Genomic DNA, 16,253 nt, shown 5'->3' with positions numbered 1-16,253 from the left:
TACTTACTCTTTAGATACTTTCGTTGAGATTGGTGTTTTTATTCAGATTAAGAACACGTCTTAGTTCACCTAATTATTAATTCACTATCCCTGTCGTAAAGGTAAAGCTCTCACGCTCGATAGTTTTATTATCCACTAAAATATCAAAGCTGACACGGTAGTCACTGTTGCCATGTAAACCACAGTTTTTGCCTTTTTTACTGGCAATCTGGCAGCTTTTTAAATTATCAGTGATTGGTAATATAAAAGCCTCGTTTGCTGGTAGTGCATTTGCTGTATTTTCATAGGGATCTTGGCGATAGTCTAGCAGCTCAATCGGTACATCGATATTTCGCTGGATATCATGGAATATCACATTGCTGATATCAATCGTTTGAGCAGATGGCATATTGATATAAATAGGTTGTCCGATAGGATCCACTCGCAAGTCACGCCCTGTATGCTTGACAGGATCTGGCGTCTCATTATATAGCGCGGTTACTGTATCCGTCACGCCTTCACATGGATAAGTAAATACGCCTTTAACCGTATTATCTTTAGTCGCTTGGGTCGCTGCTGCATGGCTGACCAATACATAACCTTGGTTATTCGCCGCCTCTTTATTGTATGGCTTATAGATAACCACGCCAGCACCCGTCACGCTTGCACTAGGCATCATTAATGAACGCAAATGGTAAGGTGCTGCCAGCAGGGACTTTGCCATCGAGCCTGCCACAACATCCGAGCGAATAAGATTGCCTGCTGAACTATAGTGGATAGATTGGGCGATATTCTCAGTCACACCATATCGTACATTTGGATAATTTGCGTTTGATAAGCGATCGGTAAAACTTAACCCACCAAAAAATGGATTATTGTTACTGGTAACGCCAGAAATATCTGCAATCTTATTTTCGTAATGCGCACTGAATGCGGTCGGTGAGCTATTGGCAAAGACATATTTAATATAACTTGCATGTTTAATGGCAACATCATCAAGCGCGGTATCAACAGATAAGCCGCTCAGACCACAGCTGGTACGTGCCAAACTGAACTTATTGTTGGCAATTAATGCAGCCTTTACCTCATTAGTAGCAGTAGTGCTATCAAGTTGGTCGTCAACATTATCGCTTGAATTGTCACTTGTATTATCATTGGGCTGCTCGTTTGGCTCGATAGCAGGTGGGTTCGGGCTTGGCGCATTGGTATTAGAGCTGCTATCAGAGCCACCACCGCCCCCACCACAAGCCGTTATAAATACTGTCAAAAAAAGCACTGCAGCAAGATTTTTCTGTGGCGTACTGATTAATAGCGTACTGAGCGTCATTTTTTATCCTATAGAATAGTAGCGCGTATATAAGTCAATAAATGCCAGCGTTAAGTATGGGTACATAAGCTAAGTAGACTTAAGCTGCTAATATCACAGTATTGAATTTATTTGTAATGGCATTGTAATACAGTCCAAAAAATTTTACTTGGTGTTTGTTGAAGACTGATACGTTCATTATAGACTGTCTTATTTTTAGTCATGACTATTTCCGCTTAGGCTATTTTAAAGAAGCATGCTCAGCTCAACGTTTATTTTTAAGTGCTTTGTTCTTAAGTGGCTTTCTCTAATGACTTTCTGACTGGTGCAAAACTACGTCTATGCGCAGATAATACGCCGTATTTTTCGATTGCCTCTACGTGTGCGCGTGTTGGATAACCTTTATGTTTGGCGATACCGTATTCTGGATGCTCAGCATCAAGCGCATACATGGCTTTGTCACGACTGACTTTAGCCAATATACTGGCGGCAGCAATGCTGGTATGACGCGCATCGCCCTTTACCCATGCTTGGCAATCGATAGTCGATTTTTCTATACCCAGTTCAGCGAGCATTGCCTCATTTAATTCAGGGCAGCGATTACCATCGAACAAAACTTCGACCTGCCTCATAGAGTTGACAAGATGATGAGCAATGGCTTTTAACAATACTTCGGCACATAAGCGCATACCGAGCATCGTCGCTTGCAAGATATTGACTTGATCGATGACCGCTGCTGGGATCTCAGCGACAACATAACCAATAGCATGCTGCTGAACCAATGGATAAAGGCGGTCACGCTTCTTTTCACTCAGCTGTTTGGAGTCCGTCAAGATAGATAATGGCGTGTCTTTTAATGGCTGCATCTCAATCAATCCTGACCAAGTTTCAGGCAATATCGCAGCAGCCACATTGACGCTACCGAGCAACGGCCCACGTCCTGCTTCATCAACGCCTATTTGTAGCGTTGACTGCTGTAAGCCTTGTTCCACCTTGATCGGATACTGAGTAAGTAGCTCATCAATATCTACCTGACCCGATAAACGAATAGGCTCAACCAACTGTAGATATTGACCTTTGATATCAATTTGCTCAATACTTACTTCGATCGGGGTGACAGAGTTGTCGGTTTGGTACTGGTTACTCATAGGGGTGCGGTATCTTTGTTATTAGGTATCTTTGTAATTAATAGAAGAAGAAATGATCGCAATCAATAATGGCTTAAATCCGATGTTTCTCTTGGATAAACCATTGCTCAATCACACTATTAGCGGGATCATGATTACTCTGCTGTTGTAATAAGTGCTTGGTGGCGACGAGATCTCTTAATTGCTCAGCATAGGCACGCGGTTGCAGTAGCCGCATGACCGTACGACAGATATTGTCGCCACTCGCCTGCTCTTGAATCAGCTCAGGAACGATTGCAGTATCAGCCAAAATGTTGGGCAGCGCCACATAAGGCACTTTGACCAAGCGTTTGGCAATCTGATAGGTGAGCTTATTTAATTGATAAACCACCACCATCGGTCGCTCTAATAGCATCGCCTCTAGGGTTGCAGTGCCAGATGCCAGCATCACAATATCTGAGGCTGCCATCGCGTGCTGACTAAAAGCTGGCTGGCTATCATCATAAACTACAACGATGGCAGCACGTAGTTGCTCTGAGCGCTGATCAATAACATCTTGAACGATGTATTGGTGATTCTGGTCGACGGTCGGAATGATAAAGCACAGCTTGGGGTCGAGCAATATCAACTTTTGAATACCATCTAACATCAATGGCAAAATAGCCGTGATTTCACCGCGACGAGAGCCTGGCATTACACAAATAAGCTGGCTGACATCGTCAAATCGTTCAATAAAAAACTGCTGCAAGCCATCGTTGTGCCAAACCAGCTCACTACGGCGCTGATTGATCGGTGTCTCTAATAATTTTTGATCGATCGTACGCAACAGTGGATGACCAACACATATTGCTGGATGATTATGACGCTCATAAACGGACAGCTCAAAGGGGAACAAACACAACACAAGGTCGGTCGCCGCTTTAATATTATGAATACGTGACTCACGCCATGCCCAAATAGAAGGGCTCACATACTGCACGCAGAATACGCCTTGCGGTTTTAACTTTTTAGCCACTCTAAGATTAAAATCAGGCGCATCAATGCCAATAAACCAATCAATATCAGCGGCTTTAAATGCGCTCAGTAATTCACGGCGAGCTTTAAGCAGGTCAGGCAATTGCGCCATAACTTCTACCAAACCCATCACCGCCAAACGCTCTAGCGGAAAAATGCTGTGCAGCCCTTGCGCTTGCATCTTTGTACCACCGACGCCGACCCACACAATATCACCACGTAGATTATTCATCTGCTGCATGAAGTCTGCACCCAAGCTATCCCCTGACACCTCACCTGCGACGATACCGATGACCAATGGCACAGTCTGTAATTCAGCACTTCGAATTTCAGTCTCTGTTTGGTCTATAAGGTTATGATATTGATCAGGCGTAGCAGAATCTGTCATGACAAGCTCTCGATATTAAAAAATACAATAAATGCATATAAAATAAATGAATGATTATTATAAAATACGACGCATAAAATCTGCGCGAAAGCTCTGTGATACCTAAGCATTCGCCATACTCACTATTTTATCGTCATACCTTTTATATTGTCATCATACGTGACGATGATACAAATAGCTAAATTAGCTGATAAAAGCCAGAAATGACCACTTAACGGGTTAATTCGTTTTTCTATACGGACAGATAAATTGAGTAACAATCTTGCTTGTTGAAGCGCTCATCTACGATTGGCGCTGAACAAGTATAACTAAGTTTTGGTTTCCTCATTCCAGTTATCAGTCAATTAACTGCGCGACTGCCCTTGTCAACCAACACTTTTGTCCGCATAATGAAACTCCCTATAAATCAGCTAGACGATATATAACCATGACAACATCAGTTACCCATAATGCAGATATTGACGACGTGAATATTGAAAAGTTCATTCCTTTGATCACTCCCGCTGAGCTAAAAACTGAGCTACCTTTATCAGATGCAGCCTATAAAACCGTATTAAACGGTCGTAATACCATCCAAAACATCTTGGACGGTAAAGACAAGCGCCTCTTTGTGGTCATCGGCCCCTGCTCTATTCATGATATCAAAGCCGCTCACGAATATGCCGATCGTTTGGCCATATTAGCAAAAGAAATCGAAGATAGCGTGTTTGTGGTGATGCGCGTATATTTTGAAAAGCCGCGCACAACCGTTGGCTGGAAAGGCATGATTAATGACCCTGATATGAACGACAGCTTCGATATCGAAAAAGGTCTGCGTACTGCCCGTAAGCTACTGCTCGATTTGAATGAAAAAGGTCTTCCTTGCGCCACCGAAGCATTAGACCCGAATACCCCGCAGTACATGCAGGATTTGATCAGCTGGTCAGCGATTGGCGCACGTACCACTGAGAGCCAAACGCATCGTGAAATGAGTTCAGGCTTATCATGCCCAGTAGGCTTCAAGAATGGAACAGATGGCGGCATGACAGTCGCTGTTAACGCAATGCAAGCCGTAAAAGAAGGTCATAGCTTCTTGGGTTTGTCAGCAGATGGCAAAGTCTCAATCATCAAGTCTAAAGGCAATCCTTACGCGCATGTGGTACTTCGCGGTGGTAACGGCAAGCCCAACTATGACGAAACTGCGGTTGCACAAGTGGAAAACGAGCTGGCAAAAGGTAAAACCAATAGCAAGATTATGATTGACTCAAGCCATGCCAACTCAGGTAAAGACCCATATCTACAGCCGATGGTTATCCAAAACGTTGCGGAACAAATTCAAAACGGCAATAAATCTATCATTGGTATGATGATTGAGAGTCATCTAAAGGGCGGCAATCAAAAACTGACGGCTGACTTAAGTCAGCTCGAATACGGCAAGTCTATCACTGATGGTTGCTTAGATTGGGATAGTACGGTCACTGCCCTGTATAATCTACGTGATATGGTCAAAGACGTTTTGCCTAACCGCTAGTCGTCATTGGCTTATAGTTAATTACTATAAGCCAAGTATAAAAAAATCCCGTCCGACATAATAATGTTGGACGGGATTTTTTTATGCTTTCAATTCGGGTGCAAGGTCGTTTAACCTACTCACTCGCTGCACCTAAAACACTGTTTAGACTTTCAAGTACATGCTTAGAAGAAGCCTGCTTTTGCAACTCAATCAACCGCTCATGCGCCATTTGACGACGTGGCTCAGCCAAGGTATTCCAACGCGCTAGCACTTGCAATAAGCGCGACGCCAAAACAGGATTGGCATCATCCAACTTTTTAATCACACCAATATAAAGCTCTAACCCTTCTGCCGTCCATAAAGCCGTTGGCTGCGAGGTGAAGGCGCTGACCACTGAGCGTACACGATTGGGCGTATTCCAATCAAAATCTGCGTGAGCGATCAAGGATTGGATAGTATCAGCGGTCACAGCATCAGCAGACGCTTGCACACTAAACCATAAATCGATGACCAAATCATTATTTTGGAAGCGATTATAAAAGTCCGCTAAATACTCATCAGCATTTAGCAGTTGATGATTGACCATCGCTTTCAACGCGCCGAAACGCTCCGTCATACAGCTTGCATCATTATACTGCTGCTGCGCCCATTTATCTGCGCCATCGACATTTGCGGTCAGCGCCATATCGAGCACCACATTACGCAAGGCACGGGTGCCACGAGCTTCGGCACTATCTTCATAAGCCTGCATAGGTAACTGCTTATAAAGCTCAGCCCATTGATCGTTTAGCGCCTCTACAAGCTGCTGATACAAGTCGTCGCGCTGCGCTTTCACCAATGCTGGATCGTAATCTTTATGAATAGCAGACGCCAGCTCTTGCGCTGATGGAATATCAAGCAAGCGGGCAGCCAACATCGCATCCTCAGCCGCGAGTACAGGCAATGTCTGCGCTAGTGCTTGCAGATAGATATCAGGACTGCTCTTCTCGCCTTGACCTTGCAACAAGATACGATTGACCAGCATCTGCGTCACTTGCCAGCGGTTAAAACCATTGGTTTCATGTTTGAGCAAAAATGCCAAATCTGCATCTTGATAATCATAATTGAGCTGTACTGGCGCACTAAAATCACGTAGCAAAGATACAACAGGCTCACGCGCTACATGTTCGAAGGTAAAGGTTTGCGTGGCTTGATCGAGTAGCAGCATACGCTCAGCCACAATGTCACCAGTGTCTTTATCAAATAGCGCCGTCGCGACCGGAATAGGCAAAGGTTTTGGCGCAGCAAAGCCACTGACATGACGGGTTTGCTGACTTAACGTAATCGTCAGTGTCTGCGCTGCATGGTCATAATATTGATGACCAGACACCATTGGTGTGCCCGGCTGACGATACCAGTCGATAAAGCTTTCAATCTTGCTATCAGTGATGCTAAGCGCAGATAAAAAGTCCTCAACCGTCACCGCTTGCCCATCATAACGACGGAAATACTCATCCGTGCCTTTACGAAAGTTCTCGGCTCCTAACGTATTGGCAATCATGCGTACGATTTCAGCGCCTTTCTCATAAACAGTCGTCGTATAAAAATTATTAATCTCGACAAAACTCTCAGGGCGTACCGGGTGTGCCAGTGGTCCTGCATCCTCCGCAAACTGATGAGCACGCAATGTCGCCACATCATCGATACGCTGTACGGCACTCGACTGCTGATCCGCTGAGAATGATTGATCGCGGTAAACAGTAAAGCCTTCTTTTAAGCACAATTGAAACCAATCACGGCAAGTGATGCGATTGCCCGTCCAGTTATGAAAATACTCATGGGCAATGATGGCTTTCACACTAAAGCTACGCGAGTCCGTTGTCGTCTCAGGACTGGATAACACACAAGCGGTATTAAAAATATTCAGACCTTTGTTTTCCATCGCACCCATATTAAATTGACTCACGGCAACAATCATATAGCGATCTAAATCGTAGGCACGACCATAATTGACCTCATCCCATTTCATCGAATCTTTCAACGCTTGCATACCGACATCACATTTATCAATGTCAGCAAACTTTGCGTATATTTCCAGCAACACCTCACGACCTTCGCTGGTGGTATAAGAATCCGTCAATACGTCTAAATCAGCGACAACACAGGCAAATAGATAGCTTGGCTTATTGGTTGGATCATGCCATATCGCATAATGACGGTCTGGGGCATCTGCCACCTTATCCGCTTCGACCAAGTTACCATTGGCCAATAGTGTTGGATAACGCTTATCCGCCTCAAGACGCGTAGTAAATATCGCCAATACATCGGGGCGGTCTGGATAAAAGGTGATTTTACGAAAACCTTCAGGCTCGCACTGGGTGACAAACATCGTCTCATCACCACTTCCCGCCATATAGAACCCTTCAAGTGCGGTATTGGTCTGCGGACAGATGCGTACTTGAATCTCTAAAACAACCTCATCAGGTACATTAGCAATCGTCAACGTGCCTGCTTGTTGTTGATAATCCTCAGCCATCAATGGCTTACCATTCATTGTAATGGCGATCAGTTCCAACTCTTCACCGAATAATACGAGATCTCCTGCTGTTTGACGTACCATCTTCAGAGTGCTGTCTACCTGCGCATGATTTTCGAACAGTTTAATATCTAAATCAACCGTTTCCACATCAAAGCTAGGTTTCTGGTAATCTTTTAAATTAATTTTACTTGGTGCATGCGGTGGCACATCTGGCATATCAGGATTAATAATTTGAGCATCAGTTTCAGCAATAGACATGGGTATTCCTATTATTATTTGTGGCAAAAAATATATACGGTAAAAAGCGGGATAATTTAGGTTAAGGCAGGTCATCAGTTAGCATAATTTTATGACCATTAACATGATAATGGTATCTTGCTACATTGACCTAAACTGCCAAATTTCAAGAGCATACCCCAATTTTATTATGTTCATCGTCCATGACACTTATCAAAATGCGATGGTAATGAGAGAGTCGATATATCCAAAGAGCGGCATAATCAGCATCAATCACCCATTGGATAATCGCGATTAAAATGATTTAATAGGGTCACTGATGACCAACACTCGATAAACGGCCTATTATATGATAAAGCAAACTGCCAGTCGCTCAGACATTACGTTACCATTATTGATAGATTACGTTGAGGCTCTTTTGCCCTCACTAACCATACCAGCGAACGCATCCACAACCATTGAATCTACTGATAATAACACTGAGTTGCTGTGGGTCGTCCCAGACCAAAATGCGCGGTTAGCATTAAAGACATTGCTAAAAAATACCCGCTCACCACAAATATCGACACTATTAGAGCTCAATCAACGACAATTGCCTGAACGTTATGAGCTCGCCTGTTTTTGGTTACCCACACTCTCACCAGAGTTGCTGCAGCAGTATATTCCGCTGCTCATGCGCTATCGAGATCTTTATGCGGCACACCTGCTCATCGCCCTTGATGACACCCTAGATCTAAAAGCTTATGGTTTTACCCCCTTTGATATCTTGAATGAGCCATCTTTAGAGATGAATACTACTGACCAAACAGAGCAGCCTTCATCTGCAAAGTCATCAGCGTCCGCCAGACTTTGGCAGTTCAATTTATATGATTATAAACAGCTGCCAAATTGGTTAAATGCGGATTATTGGGCCAATCCTGAAAATTGGGGCAAGCACCGCTGGTAGTGGATCTCATATCTATCTGTAAATTCTAGCATTATTTACAGTAATACTACTTACATAAAGTAACATTTAGTATATGATAGATAGCAATTGCCTAAGTTTTATCGTAAGCAGTTCAAAAAAAACAATTTTAATTAATTAAAATTTTAGGAGCTCATTATGTCAACCAGTTTTTCTAAGATCGCAGCCCTCGCTGTATTATCAAGCGCTGTGGCACTAACCACAGGTTGTGCGACCAAACGTGCTACTTCTGAAGTCGTGGTTGCCCCACTAGGTATCCCAGGTGGTCAAGTTGGATACACTGGCGCAGTCATCGTAGATAACTCAAGCGCGGTTATTATGGGCGCAGAAAACATACAGGCGGTTGTTTACTTTGCTTTTGATAGCAGTGAAATCACTTCACAAGCAGCGAGTATTCTTAATCAACATGCCAGCTTGCTCAACTCAAATCCAGCAGCCAGCGTTGTTATCGCAGGTAATACTGATGATCGCGGTAGCCGTGAATACAACATGGCACTAGGTGAGCGCCGTGCTGCAGCAGCACGTGATTACCTTGCTACTCAAGGCGTCGCAGTAAACAATATCCGCATCATCAGCTATGGTGAAGAGCGCCCTGCTGCCGCTGGTAATACTGAAGAAGCTTATGCACTAAATCGCCGTGCTGAATTGTCTTACTAACATCAGTAAAACCAATCACAGTCGATAAAGCACAACATATTTTATAATTGAAAGCTCAGCAATAATATATCGCTGGGCTTTTTGCATGTTACTAAGCAAACGACTCCAATAGATGTAATCAATGATGCCAAGCTCTATCTTAAACCTGACCCATGTCCAATATACCCAGCTCGATCCTGTAACGTGGTGCGCCACTGCACAAGTGAGCGAGCGTTCATTCCTCAACCTTAAAAGACTGTGGGATGAATTACTGTGGTCATCCGCTAACAATATATCACAAGTAGATTTTCAGAAATTTTACGAGCTTAATTGGCATTACTGCCTGTCACCAGTAAGTTTATCAACACGTGAAATGGCGCAGCATCAACGTCGCCTACAACGCAAAGGCGTTCGATTATTGCTACAACAATTACTGGATGAGCTAAAGTTGTGCGATACTTTGGATGAGTCAAATTTCCCGTATCGGCTTAGCAGCAGTGAATATTACGTATGCTTTAGTCATACAGGCAGCAAGAATCACCATGATATTAATCAAAATACTGTTCAGACAATCGATACATCATTGAACAGTAAAGTAACAGTGGTCATTAGTCGTCACCGTCCCATTGGTATTGATATTGAAATCAATCATGTAGCATGGCACGTAGCACAGCGGTTTTATTCTGAGCATGAAATGGCTGATTTACAAGCACTATCACCACTTCAGCGTGAGATTATCGCTAAATTACTGTGGCAAATAAAAGAAAGTTTTATCAAAATTCATCAATACAAACTGGCACAAGGGTTAGGAATAGATTACTCCTACCTGATTGCTGATTTAGTTTATGCCATTAGAGAACCGTCATCTTTAATGGTCATAGCAGACATTAAGTCCGATTACCGTATCGCGGTATTGTCAGCGCAACAAACCATCGTTATTTTCTAGATTATTTATACATATAATTTATTCTAACAACTACCCTTCCACAGACAAAAAAAAACGACCCCAAAAAGGATCGTTTTTTCTTACTCTTCTTCTAATAACAGTACTTAAACTGTGATTAGATTAGAAACGGTAAGTTGCACCAAGCTTAACAATTGGCATCCACTCTAACCAATCTTTGTCTTCTAGCTCACGCTCAGCAATCTTAGCAACTTCACTACCTTTGATTGTTTGAGTATCGCCGTTTGCATCTGTATAGTTAACGTCAGCATTTGGATTACTTGAAGTTACAGTAGCATCAGTGCTACCCATATAGGCTGCACCGATTTCACCAAACACACCCCAGTTGTTACCGATGTTAGGACGGAAACCGATAGTACCATAAGGCGCTAACTTGTTACGATGTTCCATAGTACCTTGCAATGCACCTGTTTGAGCAGCATTATATTGAATGCCATCAAGTTTGAAGAAACTACCTTCAGCGTTAGCAGTTACATCGATATCGTTGTCAGGTACGATGATACCAGCACCCATTGTGAACCAGTTACCAGTAGGGCGTAATTGCACACCTAGGTATGGGTTGCTGAAGTCAGCATCAACGTCATAGTTTACGTCGTTTGCGTCAAAGTCACCGCCGAATAGGTCAGCAACATCGCCACCTGCCCAACCAGCTTGTAGTTCAGTTTTCTCATTTAGTGACCAACCGATGTTAGCACCATAACCTAGTGTACCAACTTCAGCGCTAACAGAAGCTGGGTTGATAGCAGTTTGGAAGAAAGTCTTAGTACCACCAACAACAGCACCAGTAGTGTTGCGAACGATACCAGCGTCAGCATTGTATGCATAAGCAACAGGCTCAGCTTCATATGCAACAGCAACAGGCTCAGCTTCGTATGCAACAGCAACAGGCTCAGCTTCGTAAACAACTGCATCGTTACCATCAACAACGATAACAGGTTCAGCAGCTAGTGCAGCAGTTGACGCTAAAACGGCAGCAGAAATTGCTGTTAATTTAATAAGTCTCATAAATACTCTCCTAAAGTTTGGAATAAGTCGCCCATAAAAAATGACAATTTAGCTTTTTTTAAATCGATCATTTTGTTGAGCAGATTAAAACAATTTTGGCCGGAAAAGTCACCCCTCTAGGAGCGCTTTTTATTTGCCGTTATGTAAAGATTGCATAGATATTGTAATAATTACTACACCAATCCGCAAAACTTCGACTTTCTGTTACACAATGCTCTTAAAGTAACTCAGCAGCGCAAACATGAATATTGGTTAGCTTAATCTTCATGTAAGGATATTACAAAATATGTCATTATAATGACCTACCTCTTTATTTAACTCAATGACAGTTATATAGCTTATTACTACAGTTTGTTGTATTTTGTGAGATGGTGTAGTAATTATTGCTTTTAGAAAACTTTTCAGAAAAAAGTATTAGTATCAGTTTTCAATATTGCATGACTGTGTGACGTTAGTATTGATACATTTAGTATTGGCATATAAAGTAACTAGATCTTGTCTAGGCTTGATATTATGCTAAATTAGAGGTTAGGGAAAATGTGTCGCAAGGCTGCGTATTTACTTTTATCTGTTAATGCCTTGTTGTATTTCCTACTGTATTCTTTTTATTCTTATTGAGCCACTCATATGCCTAAAGTATCGTCGATTACCCGTGTGTTAGAGATTATCGAGGCGGTGTCCTATGCCTCAAAACCGCTCTCGCCACTTGAGCTATCGCAAGAGCTTGATATTCCAAAGCCGACCATTCATCGATTGATTCAAAATCTGCTCGATGAAGGGTTTGTGACTGTGGATATTGGCGGCGGCATTATACCGGGCAAGCGGGTACGCAACTTGGGTGTTGAGCTTTGGCAGCAGCGATTGTTCTTTAATGAGCGACAAATGATTTTGCAAAAGCTGGTTGATGAGCTAAAAGAGACCTGCGGGATCGGTGTGCCTTATCAGATGAACATGATCTATACCAACCGTGCAAATACGACCTTGCCGATACAGATTTATTTGCCAGTGGGCGCAAAGTCGCCCATGTGGTGTACTGCGACTGGCAAGCTGTATTTAAGCCAGTTGCCGCGCACAAGCCGCGACAAAATACTGCAAAACCTGTCATTGGATAAGTTTACCAAAAATACGATTACCGATATCGATGCGCTAAACGCTGAGCTTGATCGTATCGCTGAAACAGGTATTGGTATCGATAATGAAGAGTTTATCTCTGAGATGGTGGCAATCGCCGTACCGATACGGGATAGAAAGTCGCGCTACCTTGCCTCGCTGTATCTTCATGCACCGACCATACGAGTGTCTTTAGATGATCTCTTAACCCATGTCCCACGACTGCAAAAAGCAGCGAAAGATATTCAGTCGCTCGTCTATGACCTACCCAGCTAGATGATGCAATATAAGCAAAAAAAGGTCTGCATTAAGATAATAATGCAGACCTTTTTCATAGGTACTTTGATAATTTAAGTCAATACTGAGCTGTCATGTCGCGCCATAATGCTCGAAAAATCTTTGTCGCCATTGTCAATTGCATGCGCTTCATATAGCTCTGTCGCTTTAGCGCCCATTGGCGTCTCTACATGAGTATCTTCAGCGGTCTGCATGGCAAGGTTAAGATCCTTTTGCATGAGCTTACTCATAAATCCGCCTTGATAGCCATTACTAGAAGGGACATTTTCCATCACTTGCGGATAAGGGTTATAGACCTCTAGCGTCCAATTACGACCTGAGCTTTGTAGCATGATATCCGATAGCACTTTTGGGTCCAGACCGTTTTTGACGCCTAAGTTAATCGCCTCTGCTGTTCCTGCCATCAGAATACCTAACAGCATGTTATTGCAGATTTTTGCCACTTGTCCTGCGCCATGCTCGCCTGCATGGAAGATGTTTTTGCCTATCACAGCCAGTATCGGCTCAGCTTTGGCAAAGGCATTAGTGCTGCCACCGACAATAAAAGTTAACGTACCAGCGATAGCACCACCCGTACCACCAGAGACTGGCGCATCTAAGAAGTCTATCCCAAGCTTACTTGCTGCCTCTGCGACCTTCCTTGCATCAGCCGCTGCAATGGTACTACTATCAATGACTAATGTACCTTTCGGTAACGCTGCAAGCAGACCGTCAGCGCCATTATTTCCTAGATAGACTGAATGGACGTGCTTGCCAGCAGGCAACATACTGATAACGACTTGCGCATGACGTGCAGCATCTTTAGGACTGTCTGCTACACTGGCACCTGCTTGCTGCAAGCGCGCGGTTGCCTCTGCAGATAAATCATAGACCGATAGCGCATAACCTGCTTTTAGCAAGTTTTCAGCCATTGGTGCACCCATATTACCAAGTCCGATAAAAGCAATATTTGGCTTAGTAGTATCGTTATCGGTGGCATTTACATCCTTTGTATTCATCTCATCATTCCTTGATGGTTAGTATTAATCATACGCGCAGGCGTTGCTACACATATAGCTGTAAACTATTTAATTGAGTGTAATTTTAATTTGATGTCTATATTGAATTGATAAATTCAATTTTTAACGCACAGACTGACTGCCTAGAGCCTCATCACCCAACCAATCGCCTAACGGATGCTCATCTTTAGCATAAGGATTCACAAAGTGCTGCTGTATGTACGCCTGCCCTTCGCTACTCAAGCAGTCTGCTAGTGAGCGTGACCACTGTGGATTACGATCTTTATCAATCAGTAGCGCACGTACGCCTTCTTTAAAGTCAGGATTGGCAACACAATGTACGGCTACATTGGCTTCTAAATACAGAACTTGCTCTAGCGATAAGTCAGTGACTTTATAATAAAGCGCATAAGTTAAAGCAGCAGTCACTGGGCAGCCATGGCGATAAGTATCTACTGCTCGCTGCGTCCAGCTATCATTTGCAAACTCTATATCTATTTTTTCGAGTGCTGCATCACTTTGTAATAAAGCATCGATATCACCCAGTCCGCCGCTGTTCATCAACTGCTGAATAGATTGCCAATGGATTGCCAATTTACTAGCAGGCAACTCGACAATTGGTTGCGCTGCAAGCACACGGCTAACGATACTATGAGCGCTATTGTTATCGCATTTATCCATACTACTAGCGGCAACTTGCCAATCGCTCTGTTTTAAACTTTGTATGACGCCATCATAGTCACTACTGGCGACAGCATACTCTGCAAGATTGGCTAATAGCGCATCACTGCCATTACACATCGCACCCGTTAGTCCTAAAAACAAACCTGTTTTGGCGGGCATACGCCGTAAGAACCAACTGCCAGAGGCATCAGGAAATAAGCCAATATTAATCTCAGGCATGGCAAAGCGAGTGCGCTCTGTGACCAAGCGGTGACTACAGCCTGCCATCAAGCCCATGCCGCCACCCATAATAATGCCGTCACCCCAGAGTATTAGTGGTTTGGAATAAAAGTGCATTTTCCGATAAAGACGATATTCATGACCAAAAAATTCTGTCGCATAAGGATTCGGTAGCGGTGCATCACTAGACATACTGTCATAAAGCTTACGAATATCACCGCCAGCACAAAATGCCTTATCGCCTGCGCCTTTTAATAGCAATGCTACTATCCGATCGTCATTTTGCCACTGCTCTAGCTGCTGGGCTAATAACTGACACATCTCAACGCTAAGGGCATTAAGTGATTTGGGTGTGTTTAACGTCATTATTCCAATCAGGTGACCACAATCTGTCGGCTCGGTGCTGAATAGTACAGGCGCTTCTGGTTTGCCTTCTATAGCTGTTGTCATAAAGGTGACCTACAAATATTAAAAGAAAAAATAGTATCATTAAGTTTGATTTTATGGCGTTTATTTATTTTTCCAAACGGGCTTACGCTTCTCTAAAAATGCTTGCACACCTTCGCGCTGATCTTTGGTATCAAATAATTTAACAAAGGCTTCACGCTCATGGATAAGGTTTTGTGCAGGCGGAGTATGTCTTGCCGCTTGGATAAGTGTTTTGGAATAACTGACCGCAACTGGTGATTGTTTAGCGACTTTTTGTGCCAAGGCTTGTGCTGTTTGTAATCCCTCACCTTTTATAGCAACTTCTTCGACTAAACCAATACGCAAGGCTGTCTCGGCATCGACGCGCTCGCCGCACAATATCATGCGCTTTGCCCAGCCTTCACCTACCAAAGCCGTTAGATTTTGCGTACCGCCAGCACAAGGTAACAAACCAACGCCAGTCTCAGGCAATGCCATTTGCGCATGCGCTTCTGCGATACGGATATCACAAGCGAGTGCGCACTCAAGACCACCACCCATCGCATAACCATTGATGACAGCGATGCTTACGCCGCGATAGGCTGACAGCGCTTCAAATGCTTCACCAAAAGCTATCGCCATACTGATCGCGCGACCTTTATCACCATCTGCAAAATTATTTAAATCGGCACCTGCTGAAAAGAACTTCTCGCCATCGCCATGGACGATTAACGCATATACCTCATCATTGGCATTGAGATCAGTGACCAGCTGCTTAAGCGCCTGTAGGCTGTCCATCATCCACGTATGAGCAGGTGGGTTGTTCAATGTTAGCGTTGCAGTATGACCATCAATCGATAGTTTTAAGTTGGCATAATCCGTCATGAAATATCCTTGTTATAATTTT

Annotated in this window: 13 protein-coding genes; 5 read left to right on the top strand and 8 right to left on the bottom strand. The window is 43.5% G+C overall.

Annotation, left to right across the window (positions count from 1 at the left end; translation table 11 throughout):
- Window positions 1-76 precede the first annotated feature (76 nt).
- From JMY05_RS03750 to lpxB, 3 genes are all read right to left on the bottom strand, one after another.
- Window positions 77-1,306 carry a CAP domain-containing protein gene (locus tag JMY05_RS03750; RefSeq protein ID WP_045446379.1) on the bottom strand — a complete coding sequence of 410 codons (1,230 nt, stop codon included), beginning with the start codon at window positions 1,304-1,306 and terminating at the stop codon, window positions 77-79.
- Window positions 1,307-1,578: 272 nt separating this feature from the next.
- Window positions 1,579-2,433: a ribonuclease HII gene (locus JMY05_RS03745; RefSeq protein WP_045446376.1), complete on the bottom strand. Its 855-nt coding sequence runs from the start codon at window positions 2,431-2,433 to the stop codon at window positions 1,579-1,581.
- 73 nt (window positions 2,434-2,506) lie between these two features.
- Complete coding sequence (gene lpxB / locus JMY05_RS03740; protein WP_227678095.1) at window positions 2,507-3,814, bottom strand: lipid-A-disaccharide synthase; 1,308 nt, start codon at window positions 3,812-3,814, stop codon at window positions 2,507-2,509.
- A gap of 427 nt (window positions 3,815-4,241) precedes the next feature.
- Here lpxB and JMY05_RS03735 point away from each other — a divergent pair, with 427 nt between their 5' ends.
- Window positions 4,242-5,324, top strand: coding sequence for a 3-deoxy-7-phosphoheptulonate synthase (locus tag JMY05_RS03735; RefSeq protein WP_045446373.1), 1,083 nt, complete (start codon window positions 4,242-4,244; stop codon window positions 5,322-5,324).
- A gap of 115 nt (window positions 5,325-5,439) precedes the next feature.
- Here the strand turns inward: JMY05_RS03735 and pepN are convergent, their stop codons facing one another.
- Entirely contained in the window at window positions 5,440-8,040 is a 2,601-nt protein-coding gene (pepN, locus tag JMY05_RS03730) for an aminopeptidase N (RefSeq protein ID WP_201615331.1), read from the bottom strand.
- 370 nt (window positions 8,041-8,410) lie between these two features.
- Between pepN and JMY05_RS03725 the strand changes: the two genes are divergently transcribed.
- The 3 genes from JMY05_RS03725 (at window position 8,411) to JMY05_RS03715 (ending at window position 10,607) form a co-directional block, all read left to right on the top strand.
- A complete protein-coding gene (locus JMY05_RS03725) occupies window positions 8,411-9,007 on the top strand; it encodes a DUF6231 family protein (protein WP_045446371.1) in 597 nt (198 codons plus the stop codon).
- Between the two features lie 156 nt (window positions 9,008-9,163).
- A complete protein-coding gene (gene pal, locus JMY05_RS03720) occupies window positions 9,164-9,682 on the top strand; it encodes a peptidoglycan-associated lipoprotein Pal (protein ID WP_045446368.1) in 519 nt (172 codons plus the stop codon).
- A gap of 121 nt (window positions 9,683-9,803) precedes the next feature.
- Window positions 9,804-10,607, top strand: a complete 804-nt coding sequence (locus JMY05_RS03715) for a 4'-phosphopantetheinyl transferase superfamily protein (protein WP_201614198.1) — start codon at window positions 9,804-9,806, stop codon at window positions 10,605-10,607.
- A 120-nt stretch (window positions 10,608-10,727) separates the two neighbouring features.
- Here the strand turns inward: JMY05_RS03715 and JMY05_RS03710 are convergent, their stop codons facing one another.
- Window positions 10,728-11,630, bottom strand: coding sequence for a hypothetical protein (locus JMY05_RS03710; protein ID WP_201614196.1), 903 nt, complete (start codon window positions 11,628-11,630; stop codon window positions 10,728-10,730).
- A 627-nt stretch (window positions 11,631-12,257) separates the two neighbouring features.
- On the opposite strand from JMY05_RS03710, the gene JMY05_RS03705 reads away from it, so the two are divergent.
- Window positions 12,258-13,016: an IclR family transcriptional regulator gene (locus JMY05_RS03705; RefSeq protein ID WP_045446365.1), complete on the top strand. Its 759-nt coding sequence runs from the start codon at window positions 12,258-12,260 to the stop codon at window positions 13,014-13,016.
- A 74-nt stretch (window positions 13,017-13,090) separates the two neighbouring features.
- Here JMY05_RS03705 and mmsB read toward each other — a convergent pair whose 3' ends face one another.
- From mmsB to JMY05_RS03690, 3 genes are all read right to left on the bottom strand, one after another.
- A complete protein-coding gene (gene mmsB, locus JMY05_RS03700) occupies window positions 13,091-14,035 on the bottom strand; it encodes a 3-hydroxyisobutyrate dehydrogenase (RefSeq protein ID WP_045446362.1) in 945 nt (314 codons plus the stop codon).
- A 123-nt stretch (window positions 14,036-14,158) separates the two neighbouring features.
- Window positions 14,159-15,388, bottom strand: coding sequence for an enoyl-CoA hydratase/isomerase family protein (locus JMY05_RS03695; RefSeq protein WP_201614194.1), 1,230 nt, complete (start codon window positions 15,386-15,388; stop codon window positions 14,159-14,161).
- A 60-nt stretch (window positions 15,389-15,448) separates the two neighbouring features.
- Window positions 15,449-16,231 carry an enoyl-CoA hydratase gene (locus JMY05_RS03690; protein WP_201614193.1) on the bottom strand — a complete coding sequence of 261 codons (783 nt, stop codon included), beginning with the start codon at window positions 16,229-16,231 and terminating at the stop codon, window positions 15,449-15,451.
- Window positions 16,232-16,253 lie beyond the last annotated feature (22 nt).

This window comes from Psychrobacter sp. JCM 18902 (assembly GCF_904846615.1).
In the GTDB taxonomy this organism is placed as follows: domain Bacteria; phylum Pseudomonadota; class Gammaproteobacteria; order Pseudomonadales; family Moraxellaceae; genus Psychrobacter.
This window is presented reverse-complemented; position numbering and strand designations above follow the sequence as displayed.